This is a genomic window from Ralstonia sp. 110700041-2 (assembly GCF_056280165.1).
Window position 1 is genome coordinate 89492 of the sequence record NZ_JBSFAI010000009.1, and the last position, 14257, is coordinate 103748.

11 protein-coding genes are annotated in these 14257 nt (G+C 63.5%); 7 read left to right on the forward strand and 4 right to left on the reverse strand.

Going from position 1 to position 14257, the window contains the following annotated elements:
• Window positions 1–9: 9 nt before the first annotated feature.
• A complete protein-coding gene (locus ACUXH0_RS14950; RefSeq protein ID WP_004635211.1) occupies window positions 10–228 on the reverse strand; it encodes a hypothetical protein in 219 nt (72 codons plus the stop codon).
• On the reverse strand, window positions 225–2678 hold the full coding sequence (locus tag ACUXH0_RS14955) for a heavy metal translocating P-type ATPase (protein ID WP_004635213.1): 2454 nt from the start codon (window positions 2676–2678) through the stop codon (window positions 225–227). The genes ACUXH0_RS14950 and ACUXH0_RS14955 overlap by 4 nt, the downstream gene beginning before the upstream one ends.
• Window positions 2679–2863: 185 nt before the next feature.
• Here ACUXH0_RS14955 and ACUXH0_RS14960 point away from each other — a divergent pair, with 185 nt between their 5' ends.
• The 7 genes from ACUXH0_RS14960 to ACUXH0_RS14990 all read left to right on the forward strand — a co-directional run bounded on the left by ACUXH0_RS14960 (window position 2864) and on the right by ACUXH0_RS14990 (window position 11163).
• The gene (locus tag ACUXH0_RS14960) at window positions 2864–3364 is read left to right on the forward strand and encodes a hypothetical protein (protein WP_004635214.1); all 501 of its coding nucleotides are present in this window, start codon (window positions 2864–2866) and stop codon (window positions 3362–3364) included.
• A 606-nt stretch (window positions 3365–3970) separates the two neighbouring features.
• On the forward strand, window positions 3971–4171 hold the full coding sequence (locus ACUXH0_RS14965) for a hypothetical protein (protein ID WP_004635218.1): 201 nt from the start codon (window positions 3971–3973) through the stop codon (window positions 4169–4171).
• A gap of 150 nt (window positions 4172–4321) precedes the next feature.
• Window positions 4322–4741, forward strand: a complete 420-nt coding sequence (locus ACUXH0_RS14970) for a hypothetical protein (protein ID WP_009277756.1) — start codon at window positions 4322–4324, stop codon at window positions 4739–4741.
• Window positions 4742–4812: 71 nt separating this feature from the next.
• Complete coding sequence (locus tag ACUXH0_RS14975; protein ID WP_004635223.1) at window positions 4813–6117, forward strand: TolC family protein; 1305 nt, start codon at window positions 4813–4815, stop codon at window positions 6115–6117.
• Window positions 6114–7664: an efflux RND transporter periplasmic adaptor subunit gene (locus ACUXH0_RS14980; protein ID WP_004635224.1), complete on the forward strand. Its 1551-nt coding sequence runs from the start codon at window positions 6114–6116 to the stop codon at window positions 7662–7664. The genes ACUXH0_RS14975 and ACUXH0_RS14980 overlap by 4 nt, the downstream gene beginning before the upstream one ends.
• Complete coding sequence (locus tag ACUXH0_RS14985; RefSeq protein WP_004635226.1) at window positions 7661–10828, forward strand: efflux RND transporter permease subunit; 3168 nt, start codon at window positions 7661–7663, stop codon at window positions 10826–10828. The genes ACUXH0_RS14980 and ACUXH0_RS14985 overlap by 4 nt, the downstream gene beginning before the upstream one ends.
• Window positions 10825–11163 (forward strand): copper-binding protein, encoded by a 339-nt coding sequence (locus ACUXH0_RS14990; protein ID WP_004635229.1) that lies wholly within the window; start codon window positions 10825–10827, stop codon window positions 11161–11163. Before ACUXH0_RS14985 ends, ACUXH0_RS14990 begins: the two co-directional genes overlap by 4 nt.
• A gap of 51 nt (window positions 11164–11214) precedes the next feature.
• On the opposite strand, the gene ACUXH0_RS14995 is transcribed toward ACUXH0_RS14990, so the two are convergent.
• Entirely contained in the window at window positions 11215–11820 is a 606-nt protein-coding gene (locus tag ACUXH0_RS14995) for a phosphatase PAP2 family protein (protein WP_009241695.1), read from the reverse strand.
• Window positions 11817–14219: a heavy metal translocating P-type ATPase gene (locus tag ACUXH0_RS15000; protein WP_012435722.1), complete on the reverse strand. Its 2403-nt coding sequence runs from the start codon at window positions 14217–14219 to the stop codon at window positions 11817–11819. Before ACUXH0_RS15000 ends, ACUXH0_RS14995 begins: the two co-directional genes overlap by 4 nt.
• Between the last annotated feature and the right edge of the window lie 38 nt (window positions 14220–14257).

A 14257-nucleotide genomic window follows, 5' to 3' on the forward strand; every position in this document is an offset into this window, starting at 1 on the left:
ACCTCCGTCTTACGACTTCCTACGCGATTTCAGTTCCCGCTCCACTGCCGCCTCAACCTCTCGTCTGGTTTGCCGTGAAAGACGCAAACTCATCCAGATCACCCAGACCGGACAGGCCAGGAGAATCAGCGCAACCAGCACCGAGAACAGTGAGATTCCGTACCAATAGAGGATGGCGGCGGCCAGCGCCGTCGCCACGGCGGCACAGAACCAGACAGCGGGTTTCATGCCGGCACCTCCTGCGCCTTACTTGTCAGCCGCACGCGCTTGAGCATGGCCGAATTCGCCACCACGCTAAGCGAGGACAGCGACATCGCCGCCGCCGCCAGGATGGGATTGAGCAGGCCGAAAGCCGCCACCGGAATGCCGATGGTGTTGTAGAAGAAGGCCCAAAACAGGTTCTGCTTGATCTTGCGCATCGTGGCGCGGGACAACTCGATGGAAGCCGCCACGTCGCGTACGTCATTGCGGATCAGGATGATGCTGCCGGTCTCCTTGGCCACATCCGAGCCCGAGCCGATAGCGACGCCGATATCCGCCGCAGCGAGCGCGGGCGCGTCGTTGACCCCATCGCCGACCATGGCAACCACCTCGCCGTCCTTCTGCAAGCCCTGGATGGTCTTGACCTTGTCTTCCGGCATGACCTCTGCGATTACGCGCTCGATGCCGACCTGCCGCCCGATAGCTTGCGCGGTGCGCTGGTTATCCCCACTGAGCAGAACCACCTTGATGCCGCGCGACTTGAGCATGGCAATGGCCTCTGACGCCTCTGGCTTGACCGTATCGGCCACGGCGATGATGCCAAGCAGTTCATGCCCGATCCCCGCCAGCATCGCTGTCTTGCCATCAGCCTCCAGCCCGGCCAGCGTCGCTTCAATCGTATCGACTGAGATGGCCTGCTGCGCGAGCATGCGCCGGTTTCCTAGCCAGGCCTGCTGGCCGTCGATGGCCCCCTGAATACCCATCCCCGACAGCGCCTGGATGTTGTTCGCCTTACGCGTCGCCAGCTCACGATGCTGTGCGGCACGGACGATCGCTTCGCCCAGCGGATGCTCCGAGCCGGACTCGACCGCTGCAGCAATACTGAGCAGCTCGGCTTCCTGGTGTGTCCCAAGCGGCAGGATATCGGTCACGGTCGGTTCGCCGCGCGTAATCGTGCCCGTCTTGTCAAAGACAACGGTGGTCAATTTCTCAGCGCGTTCGAGCACTTCGCCGCCGCGGATCAGGATGCCGGCGTCCGCGCCTTTTCCCACGCCGACCATCAAGGCGGCAGGCGTCGCTACACCCAGAGCGCACGGGCAGGAGATGATAAGCACGGCAATAAAGGCGAGCAGCCCCTGCGGGAAATGCCCCGCGAGCGTCCATCCGATGACAGCCAGCAGTGCAACGCCCACGACCGCCGGCACAAAATAGCCGGTCACCTGGTCGGCCAGCCGCTGAATCTGTGCCGAGCTTGCCTGCGCGTCTTCTACCATCTTGATGATCTGCGCCAGCGCCGTATCCGCACCGATGCGGGTCGCCTGGAACGTAAAGGCGCCTGACCGGTTCAGCGTACCGCCGATCACCGTTGCCCCAGGCTTCTTGTCAACTGGCATCGACTCCCCGGTCAGCATCGATTCGTCCACGCTGGTTTGCCCGTCCGTCACCTTGCCATCGGTTGGAATCTTCTCGCCGGGGCGGACCACTACCAGCTCCGAGACCATGATGCTTTCGGCGGGAATCTCGACTTCCTTGCCATCGCGAATCACGTGCGCCACAGCGGGCTTGAGGTCAAGCAGGCGACGGACTGCGGCGGAGGACTTCTTTTTGATGATCTCCTCCATGTACTTGCCCAGCAGCACAAAAGCGATGATGACCGCGGACACCTCGAAGTAGACATCGCGTTCGGCCACCTTCACCGGCAACCAGGATGGGAAGAACAACACGACCACGCTGTAGAAGTACGCTACCGACGTACCCAGCGCGATCAGGAAATCCATGTTGATGTTGCGCGTGCGGACCGCGTTCCACGCGCCTTTGTAGAAGCTCCAACCTCCAATGAACTGTACGGGGGTCACCAGCAGGAACAGCCATATTCCCCATGTGAACCAAGGCAGCGCCGGAATGGGCGCCCAAGTCAGCAGGGTCGCACCTGCAGCCAAGGCCAGAAACGCCCCGGCGCGTAACACCGCCAACGCCAGCACACCGGTCAAGGCAATGGTGACGCGCGTCTTCATCGCCTTCAGTTCGGACTCCGGCGACTCAAACGTGTGCAGACAGCTCTCGCTGCAGAAGTAGTACTTTCGCCCTCCTCGCTCTGCGGACAAGGCAGTGGCCTTGTCAACCATCATTCCGCAGATGGGGTCCTTGGCCAGTTGCTTCGTGCTTGCGGACACCGCAGCAACTCCGGTTGGCGCGTGATCATGGGCCGCGCCGTCGTGGTCATGCGCGTCATGCGCGTCATGCGAGAGATATCGCGCCGGATCAGCGAGAAAAGTCTTCTCACAGTGCCGAGAACAGAACCAATAGCGCTGATGCCCGACTTCCGTGCTGGCTGCTGCCTGCGCAGGGGAAATCTCCATACCGCAAACCGGATCGCGCACGCGACCGGCATCGACGACCGGTTGAGCGATGCGCAGCGCGCTCTGCCGACCGACCACTTGATCGCCACGATGGTGTCCGATGGAATCGCTTGGCATGCCAACCTCGGATGTGCTGATTGTTTAACTTGATTAGGTCTGGGCACAACTACGATTGCAGTGTGTTCCACGCCCGGAACGGGAGGTTGATACGGGTCAAGCGAGAGCAATTCGTTGTGATACGTCAACTGGCGACCACCGATCGCATATCAAAATGAAATCCCATCATTTCAGGAGGCAGCACCATGACGAACAACAAGCATGTTGGCTTTCTTGTAGCAGGCGCGCTGCTGATCGCCAGTGCATCGGTCTGGGCCGTTGACGAGCACCACCCCGCCGCAGCGAGCCAGCCTAGTGCGGCAACCCCAGCGAAGACTGCCCCTGCCACGGCAAACTCTGCGGATACGGAAAAGCGCTTCGAGCAAGCCCGTCAGCAGATGAAGAAGATGCAGGCCCAGATGGACAAGATCCATCAGACCAAGGACCCGAAGGAACGGCAACGTCTGATGGCCGAGCACATGCAGGCCATGCAGGACACGATGCAGACAATGCACGGTATGGGCGGCCCGATGATGATGGACATGATGGGCGGTCAAGGGATGGGGGCCGGCGGTGCGGCGCCGATGATGGGCGGCTCGGGCATGCCCATGGAGCAGCGCATGAACATGATGGAAAACCGCATGGACATGATGCAGATGATGATGGACCAGATGCTCAAACAGCAGGAACCATCAAAGAAACCTTGACGTTGCCATTGTGGGAAGGTGAATACTGCCCAGAATTGGTCAACAGGCGTGCGTGACGCATACCTGCTGACCGTTAGCTTGAACCTACGCAACATCTGACAAAAATCCGCGCGCGATGAATCCCCTTTGGCGCATGCTGATGATCGTGCTGCTTGCCGTGGCGTTGCCTGCGCGCGGGCTCCCCATGGCATCAATGCAGATGCACGGCGCTGTGGGTCTGCCAGGGCTGTCGACAGCGCATGATGTCGTACAAGCCGAGAAAGGACACCCCTGCCATATCACCGGTGACGGCCATGCCCAGAGTGGTTCCGACTGCACGGACACCGCTCCTTGCGTGTCTTTCTGCGCTGTGATCGGGGCGCTTTCCAGCCCAGCGATGCCGCTCGGCGCCAAGGGGATGCACATCCTGGTTCCCGCCCAGGAGCCTGTCTATATTTCCGCAGTTCCTGTGCCGCTCGAACGGCCACCCCGAGCCCGCTCCATTTAGCTTTACGGATCGCGCCTTTTTGCAGTGCGGCATCCGTATAGCGGCGTAAGCGAATACGCCACGCAAATTGCTAAGCCGGCATTCATGCCGGCCCCGCGTGAAATCACTGGAGCATCACCATGAAGAAGGTCATTCTTTCCGCTGTCGGCTTGGCGGCTGTTTTGACATCGTTGACGGCCATTGCCGGGCCAGACTGGCAGGTCATCGAGAAAGCTCGCAACGCGAAACTTGCGCAGATCCGCGCAGCGCAAGCGCAGAAAAGCGCTGGCATGCCTGCGATGCCGCAGCCCTGCCAAGACATGATTCAAGCGCCGAAATAACACGGTGGGGCGTTCTGCATTATCGGCAGGACGCCCATCGCGCGATGGCACGTTTGCGGCAGATCAACCCGTTCGATCATAAGCCGCGTCCGCGTGCACATCGCGCGTAGCCGCTGTTACCATTCGATCCAATCACATCATCTGCAGAACGTGCGCGCATCGCTTCGCCGGCCGTGGTTCGCCGGATTCCTAGTCATCGCTTTCCTGACAGTTCAACTGGCAGCGGCAGCATACGCCTGTGCGGCAAGCCGCGGCTCAGCGGAGGTCATGCCCACCATGGCCGATGCGACCGACGCCGGTGCCATGGTGCAGTCGTGCCCCGAGATGGCCATGCAGGCGCAGCAGGATGTGCACCAGCATGACGGCCTCTGTCTTGAGCACTGCCAGAGCGGCACCAAGTCGGCCAATCACGTATCGCCGCAGATTCCCATCTTCCTGCCCGTCCTGATCCGGATGATCACGGCCGAGCCAGTCATCATGGCGGACGGCCAATCGGTCTTGCTCGCCGATGTGGCGCCCCGTGCACCACCACCCCCGATTCCCATCCTGAACTGCTGTTTCCGCACGTAGCCTCCGAAGCGACGTATCTCTCACGCCTTGCCGCCTAACCGGCAAGGTGGTCGTTGCTTTCCGGAGGCTTTATGCTTTTGCGTTTTCCCCCACGCGGTGGGCGCTTGCTCGCGCTCGCCGTCCTGCTGCTTTTAAGCAGTCATCTGGCGTATAGCCAGACCGATGCGCTCTCCTTGCAGGAAGCGATCGGCTTGGCATCGTCCCGCTCCGCCGACGCGGAAACCTCCCGCGCCGGTGTACAGTCGGCGCTCGACATGGCCGTGGCGGCAGCCCAACTGCCCGACCCTGTCCTCAAATTCGGCGTGAACAATGTTCCCGCCGATGGCAGCGACCGGTTCTCCATCGGCACCGATTTCATGACCATGCGCTCGGTCAGCGTGATGCAAGAGCTCACGCGGACCGAGAAGCGCCGTGCCCGTGCGGAACGTTTCAACGCCGAGGCCTCCGCGGCCGAAACACAGCGTGTCGCCGCGCTGGCAGCCGTCCAGCGCAGCACAGCGCAAGCCTGGCTTGACCGCTGGTATGCCGCACGTACCGTTCAACTGCTGGCGGAACAAACAGCCTCTGTCGCCTTGCAGGTCGAGGCAGCCGAGGCGGCCTATCGCGGCAATCGCGGCTCACGCGCCGACATCGTAGCTGCACGCCTTGAACGGCAGCAGTTGCAAGACCGGACCGACGAGGCCCGGGCGACGGAAGCGTCTGCCAAGGCCATGCTGCGGCGCTGGGTAGGCGACGCATCCAGCCGCCCGCCCGCCGCGCCCCCCAGGTTCGACGTCCCGCAGTGGCTCGACGCGCTGGACGACGCGGCCATCGATACCCTGCCCGATGTGGCCGCTGCCAGCGCGCAAGCCGCCATGGCGGACGCTGAAGGACGTGTCTCTCGTGCGGCCAAGACACCCGACGTGACGGTGGAGCTGATGTATAGCCAGCGCGGACCGGCTTACGCCAACATGGTGTCGTTGAACGTCTCCCTGCCGATTCCCTGGGATCAGAAGAACCGCCAGGACCGCGAGGTCTCGGCCAAGCTGGCGCAAGCCAATGCCGCGCGCGCTCAAGCAGAAGTCTTGCGGCGCAACATGGTGGGCCAGATTCTGGGCAAGCGCGAGACGTTGCGACTGAACCAACGCCGCCTGGATCGCTATCAAACCACGACCGTCCCGCTAGCGCGCGCGCAAACCGAGGCAGCGCTAACGTCCTACCGGACTGGAAGCGGTTCGCTCGCCGCGGTCGCCGAGGCAAGCCGCAAGGCACTCGACCTTGCGCTGGAACGTCTCAAGCTCGAAGCGTCGACGGCCCAACTCTGGGCCGAGCTCGCCTTCCTCAAACCGCTCCCCACGGCAAACCAGCCGACCTCCAACGTTGGAGTTCAACCATGAACCGAACCATCTTTGCGCGCATTGCAGCCAGTCTGGTGTTGGCGAGCCTTGGCATGGGCGCCACCTACTACCTTGGCGTGAGGCAGGGACAGCGGAGCGCGCCCACGCAGGCGGCAGCATCTGCCCAAGCCGCCGATGCCCCGCTCAAAGCGGGCGACATCGATCCCAAGACGGGCAAGCGGATTCTCTATTGGCAAGACCCCATGGCACCTGGCCAGCGTTTCGACAAACCAGGCAAATCACCTTTCATGGACATGCCGCTTGCCCCCGTCTACGAGAATGGCGCCGGCGGGAGCGCCGCCGTCACGGTTGATGGCCGTGTGGCACAGAATCTTGCTGTGCGCACGGCTGAGGTCAAGACCGGCCGGCTGGACGCCATGCTGGAAGTGCCCGGCAATATCGCCATCAACGAGCGCGGCATCGAGATCATTCAAGCGCGCGCCGCCGGCTTTGTCGAACGGGCGTACGCGAAAACCACGTTAGACCCGGTCAAGCGCGGGCAACCGCTGATCGTCGTCTACGCGCCGGAATGGGTCGCCGCACAAGAGGAGTACCTGGCCGTTTCGCGTACGGCCAACGCCCTGCAGGGGGACCTGCGCAGCGCAGCGTTGCTGCGCATGCGCCAGGCCGGCATGACGGAGGCGCAGATCCGGCTGGTCGAATCCACCGGCAAGCCACAGCCACGGCTGGCGATTTCCAGCGACATCGATGGCGTCATCACCGAGGTCGGGGTCCGGGACGGCATGGCTGTCGCACCCGGCATGACGCTCTTCAAGATTGCCGACTTGTCCACCGTGTGGGTCTTGGCGGAGATTCCCGAGAGCCAAGCATCGGCCATCCGCCCGGGCCAGGCGGTGACGGCCACGGCGACGGCAATCGCTGGACACGCGCTGACCGGCAAGGTGGATGCCATCCTGCCCGACGTCAATGCCAATACGCGAACCGTCAAGGTGCGCGTCGAACTCCAGAACCGGGACCGCCGCCTCTTGCCCGGCATGTTCGCCAACGTGCGGTTTGGCGCGCAAGCCGGCCCGGACAAGCTGCTGGTCCCCACGGAGGCGTTGATTCGCACCGGTACGCGCACGATCGTCATGGTGGACGCCGGCAATGGCGGCTTCAACCCCATCGAAGTCAAGACCGGAGCCGAAGCCAATGGGCAGACCGAAGTGACCGACGGTTTGAGCGCGGGACAGAAGGTGGTGGTTTCCGGGCAGTTCCTGATTGATTCGGAAGCTAGCCTGCGCGGCACCGCCCAACGCATGGCATCGCCACCTGCGGCCTCCGCGCCCGCAGCGGCCGCCATCGAGCATGAAGGCGTCGGCCGCATTGAGGCTGTCACCAGCGAAGGCCTGACGATCTCACATGGCGCGATTCCGTCCGCGCACTGGAGCGCGATGACAATGGATTTTGCCGCACCGCCCTCCGGCCTGCCAAAGCGCTTCAAGCCTGGGGACCGTGTGCGCTTCCGGTTCCAACTGCATGACGATGGCATGGCAGTCCTGTCCTCGGTCGAGCCGGCCGGCGCGGATCAGGGGGGCAAGCCATGATCGCACGGCTGATTCTCGCGTCCATCCGCAACCGCTTCCTGGTGCTGCTAGCGACCGTCATGCTGACGGCCTGGGGTCTGTGGGCCGCGCGCAGCACGCCGCTCGATGCGCTGCCCGACCTGTCGGACGTACAGGTCATCATCCGCACGCCGTTCCCTGGCCAAGCGCCGCAGATCGTGGAAAACCAGGTCACGTATCCGCTGACCACCACCATGCTGTCGGTGCCGGGCGCCAAGACGGTGCGCGGCTACTCGTTCTTCGGCGATTCGTTCGTCTATGTGCTGTTCGAGGACGGGACTGACCTGTATTGGGCACGCTCGCGCGTGCTGGAGTACTTGAACCAGGTGCAGTCCCGCCTGCCTGCGGCGGCCAAACCGGCGCTGGGCCCGGATGCCACCGGCGTGGGCTGGATCTACGAATACGCGCTGGTCGATAAGACCGGCCGGCACGACTTGGCCCAACTGCGGGCGTTGCAGGACTGGTTCCTGCGCTTCGAGTTGAAGGCCCTGCCGAACGTCGCGGAGGTCGCTTCCGTCGGCGGCATGGTCAAGCAGTTCCAGGTGGTGTTGCAGCCGGACCGGCTGCGTGCGTTCAACCTGACACAGGCCAAGGTGCTGGCAGCGCTCAAGGGTGCCAACCAGGAGACCGGTGGCTCCGTGCTGGAACTGGGCGAAGCCGAGTACATGGTCCGCGCCAGCGGCTACCTGAAGACGCTCGACGACTTCCGGCAGATTCCCCTGATGACGAACGATGCGGGCATCGCCGTGCATTTGGGCGATGTCGCCACCGTCCAACTCGGGCCCGAGATGCGCCGTGGCATCGCGGAACTGAACGGTCAGGGCGAGGTGGCAGGTGGCGTCGTCATCCTGCGTTCAGGCAAGAATGCCCTGGAGACGATCGAAGCCGTCAAGGCCAAGCTCGCCACGCTGCGCACCAGTCTGCCCGAAGGCGTGGAGATCGTTCCTGTCTACGACCGGTCCGGTTTGATCAAGCGCGCGGTGGACAACCTGACGCACAAGCTGATCGAGGAATTCATCGTCGTCGCTGTCGTGTGCCTGGTGTTCCTGTTCCATCTGCGCTCGGCACTGGTGGCAATCGTCTCGCTGCCGCTGGGCGTCCTGGCGGCCTTCCTGGTGATGCGATACCAGGGCGTCAACGCCAACATCATGTCGCTGGGTGGCATCGCCATCGCCGTCGGCGCCATGGTCGACGCGGCCGTGGTGATGATCGAGAACGCGCACAAACATCTGGAGCATTGGCTCGAGGACAACCCCGGCCGCGAACTCACAGGCCACGAGCGCTGGAACGTGATCGGGGAATCGGCGGCAGAAGTGGGGCCGGCGCTGTTCTTCTCGCTGCTGATCATCACGCTGTCGTTCATCCCCGTGTTCACGCTGGAGGCGCAGGAGGGCCGCCTGTTCTCGCCGCTGGCGTTCACCAAGACGTATTCGATGGCGGCAGCGGCTGGGTTGTCGGTCACGCTGGTGCCTGTGCTGATGGGCTACCTGATCCGCGGGCGTATCCCGAGCGAGCAATCGAACCCGCTCAGCCGCTGGCTGATCCGCCTCTACCAGCCAATGCTGTCCAAGGTGCTGGCGTATCCCAAGGCGACGGTCGCTATCGCCATTGTGCTGCTGGGGGCAACGGCCTGGCCGATCCTGCGCACAGGCGGCGAATTCATGCCGCCGCTGGATGAGGGCGATCTGCTGTATATGCCGTCAGCATTGCCTGGGTTGTCGGCCGGCAAGGCGGCTCAGCTCCTGCAGCAGACCGACCGCCTCATCAAGACGGTTCCCGAAGTGGCCAGCGTGTACGGCAAGGCTGGGCGCGCGGACAGCGCAACGGACCCGGCGCCGATCGAGATGTTCGAGACCACCATCCAGTTCAAGCCGCACGACCAGTGGCGCCCCGGTATGACGACCGACAAACTGGTGGAAGAACTCGACCGCGTGGTCAAGGTGCCGGGGCTGTCCAACATCTGGGTGCCACCGATCCGCAACCGCATCGACATGCTCGCCACCGGCATCAAGAGCCCGGTCGGCATCAAGGTGGCGGGCACGGACTTGAAGGAGATCGATCGACTGACCACTCGGATCGAGGAGACCGTCAAAACCGTGCCGGGTGTCACCTCTGCGCTAGCGGAGCGGTTGTCCGGCGGACGATACATCGACGTGGACATCAACCGACAGGCCGCCGGCCGATACGGCCTGAACATCGACGACGTGCAAAGCATCGTGTCATCCGCCATCGGTGGCGATAATGTCGGTGAGGTGGTTGACGGCCTGGCCCGCTTCCCGATCAACCTCCGCTATCCGCGCGATTATCGGGATTCCGTGGAGCAGTTGCGGCGTTTGCCGATTGTCACTGACCGGGGCCAGCAGATTGTGTTGTCCGACGTCGCGGACATCCGCGTCGTGCAGGGCCCGCCGATGCTGCGCAGCGAGAATGCCCGGCTCTCGGGTTGGATCTATGTCGATATCCGGGGGCGCGACCTGCGCTCGGCGGTGAAGGACATGCAGGCAGCAGTGACCAAGGCGGTGCCGATGCCGGCGGGCTACGCGCTGAGCTGGTCAGGGCAGTTCGAGTACCTGGAGCGTGCGAGTGCCAAGCTGCAGGTGGTCGTACCATTCACCTTGCTGATCATCTTCGTGCTGCTGTACCTCGTGTTCGGCCGTATCGACGAGGCGCTGCTCATCATGGGCACGCTGCCGCTCGCACTGATCGGCGGGTTCTGGCTGCTGTATCTGCTCGGCTATAACCTGTCGGTGGCCGGAGTCGTCGGCTTCATTGCGCTCGCCGGGGTGGCGGCCGAATTCGGCGTGATCATGCTGCTCTATCTCAAACACGCTTGGACCGAGCGGCAGGAAAACGGTCAAACTTCTACCCAAGCGCTACTGGAAGCGATTCAGGAAGGCGCCGTGCTGCGTGTACGCCCCAAGGCCATGACGGTGGCCGTCATCCTGGCTGGCCTGCTCCCGATCATGTGGTCGGACGGCACAGGCTCCGAAGTCATGCAGCGCATTGCCGCGCCGATGGTCGGCGGCATGATCACCGCGCCGTTGCTGTCCCTGTTTGTCGTTCCTGCTGTCTACCTGCTGCTGCGCAGGCGTGGCAGCGGGCAATCCATTCCCCAACCACCCTCTCATGACAAGGTCTCACGATGAACTACGTTTCCGCTGTTGTATTCGCCCTGACGCTGGCGTCGACTCCAGCCGCCTTTGCGGCCACGCCGATGGAAGGTATGGACATGAAGCCTGCTGGTCAAACCAAGCAGGCGCCCAAGCCCGTGGCAGCAGAGGTCCGCAAGATCTACCTCGACACCGGCAAGGTCACGCTTAAGCACGGCGCCATCGACAATCTCGGCATGGGCGCCATGACGATGACGTTTGCCGTCAAGGACAAGGCATCACTGCAGCACTTCAAGGAGGGCCAAGCGGTGTGGGCCGTCTTTGATATGGTCGACGGTCAGCCGACCGTCGTCGATTTGCGGAGCAAGTAAACCCTCGGCGGCGCACGGCCCATCGGTCGTGCGCCGCTGCATGCTGCGGAATCAGCCAGAAAGTCCCTTCACGAGGGCGCCTTGTCGTGACATCAATGCTGAGCGCAACAACCCTGCTATAGCGACGCTGCTAGCCCCGAGCATCCAGCCGGCGACCACATCCGCCGGGAAATGCATCCCGGCGGCAACACGCGACCACCCGACCAACGCGGCGTAGAACACCAACGCGAGACGCCCCCGAAAACCCACCAAGGGCCAGAGTGCCCCGACCACAAGCGCTGCGAACGTCGAGTGCCCGCTCGGCAGGCTGTAGTGCAGTTCCGGCTCACCAATGACGTGCACGAGGTGGCCGAGTACCGCCGGTGGCCGTGGGAAATCCAGCCACCACTTCAAGGCGGAAGCGGCCAGCAGGGCAAGCGCGAAGGCCAACCCAAACGTGACGAGGCGTTGCCTGACAGCGCACGCGCGCGCTGGATTCGACGCTGATATCGACCACCGCCAGAGCCCCAGCAGCAAGAGCGGCGCAGTCCAGTAGTTGCCAATCAGGCTAAAGCACCACGCCACCGGGTCCAGGGCGCTTGGCATCCCCGAGTTGATGGCGTGGAATAGCGCGACGTTCCAGCCGCCCCAGTCGTACACGAGGAACTTCCAATTCATTTGCGCAGCAACCTCAGCCCGTTGCCGACCACCAGCAGGCTGGCGCCCATGTCGGCAAACACCGCCATCCACATGGTGGCCTGGCCTGTAAAGGTCAGTGCCAGGAACACGACCTTGATGCCGAGCGCCAGCGCAATGTTCTGCTTCAGCACCCCGGCCGTGGACCGGGATAGTCGTACAAACGCCGGGAGCTTGCGCAGATCGTCGTCCATCAGCGCAACGTCGGCCGTTTCGATCGCCGTGTCCGTCCCGGCCGCGCCCATTGCGAATCCAATATCGGCCCGTGCCAGCGCCGGCGCATCGTTGATGCCATCGCCGACCATGCCGATGGTTCCTTGTGCGGATCGGCGCTCGATTTCGCGCTGCTTGTCTTCCGGCAGCAGATTACCGCGAGCCTCGTCGATACCGACCTGCTGCGCAATCGCCTCTGCGGTGTGCGGATTGTCGCCGCTCAGCATCAAAGTCTTGATGCCCAGTGCGTGCAATTCCTTGATCGCTTGGCGACTGCTGTCCTTGATGGTGTCCGCCACACCGAACAACGCGCGTACGCCGTCCTGGCCGATCAGCATCACGACCGTTTTGCCCTGGGTTTCCAGCACGGCAAGCTGTGCTTCCAATGCCGGCGAACACACGCCCAGTTCCTCGACCAGACGATGATTGCCCAGGTGATAGAGCGCACCGTTGACATGGCCCCGGACGCCGCGTCCGGGCAAGGCCGCAAAATCGGTGACGTCGCGCAGGGCTAGGCCTTGGTCCTGCGCCGCGCGGGCCACGGCCAGGGAGACGGGATGGTCGGAGCGGGCAGCCAGGCTAGCTGCCAGGATCTGGGCGGCGGACGCGTCCGCACCGTTCCAGGCCACGACGTCCGTCTGCGCTGGCTTGCCGTGCGTGATCGTGCCGGTCTTGTCGAGCGCCAACCATTTCAGCTTGCGTCCCTCTTCCAGATAGACGCCGCCCTTGATGAGGATGCCGCGCTTCGCGGCGGCCGCCAGGCCGCTCACAATGCTCACCGGCGTCGAGATCACGAGCGCGCAGGGGCAAGCAATCACGAGAAGAACTAGGGCCTTGTAGATCCAGTCCAGCCAAGTCGCACCGAAGACCAGCGGAGGGACGATGGCCACCGCAAGCGCAACCGCGAACACAATGGGCGTGTACAGCCGGGCGAACTGGTCAACGAAGCGCTGCGTGGGCGCTCGACTGCCTTGCGCGGCCTCGACGGCGTGAATGATCCGTGCCAGTGTGGAGTCGCTTGCCGCTGCGGTGACGCGATATTCGAACGACCCGGATTCGTTGATGGTGCCGGCGAACACGGAGTCGCCCGCTGCCTTCTCGACCGGCAGGCTCTCGCCCGTGATCGGCGCCTGATTGACGGATGACCGCCCCTGCAGAATCGTGCCATCGAGCGCGATGCGCTCGCCCGGCTTGACCCGCACACGGCTGCCAACGGCCACGGTCTTGGCATCGACGTCGGACCAACTGCCGTCGCTGCGCTGTACCGTGGCTGTCTCCGGGGCGAGATCCATCAGCCCCCGGATCGCATCTCGGGCGCGGTCCAGCGAACGGGCTTCGATGACCTCCGCCAAGGCGAAGAGGACCATCACCATCGCCGCTTCCGGCCAATGGCCGATCACCATCGCCCCAGTGACTGCGATCGACATGAGGGCGTTCATGTTCAGGTTGCGGTTCTTGAGCGCGATCCAGCCTTTCTTGTAGGTGGACAGCCCGCCGGTCAGGATCGCGGCCAGCGCCAGGATCACCACCACCCAATGGTTGCCACCGTTGAGCCAATACACCACTTCCGCCAGGACGGCGTTCGCGCCGGCAATGGCAAGCGGCCACCATTTGGTGGGCGCGGCATCTTGTTCGGGAAGCGGTGCTGCGGCAGAGCGGTCGCGCACCTCGGCATCGAAGCCAAGCGACTGAATGGCAGCCAGCACTTGCGGTAGCGCATCGGCAGCGTGTTGAACGGCGAGTGTGCGTTGGACGAGATTGAACTGCATGTCTGACACGCCCGCCATGCCCGCCAGCTTGCCGCGAATCAGCGTTTCTTCGGTCGGGCAGTCCATCTGACGAATGGTCAGGACTGTGCTCTGCCCGGCGGGGCTTTCATCGGCGCGAACCGCTCGCATGCCAACGGCTGCCAAGGCTTGCTCGATCGGCGCCGGGGATGGCAGCCGGTGCTGGACGGCCAGCGAACGCTGCATCAGGTTGAACTCAAGGTTGACCACGCCGGGCAGCGCCGCCAGCTTATTGCGAATGAGCGTTTCTTCCGTCGGGCAGTCCATGTTGTCGATCCGGTAGCGGGATCGTTTCAGGTCAACAGCCGCCGCATCGCCGTCCGCCGGCGTCACCACGTTGGTGGCAGCACAACCGCACCCCTTGGAGCCGCAATCACTCACAGCACCTCCCTTTGTCGCTTGAAATGGATTGGACTCAA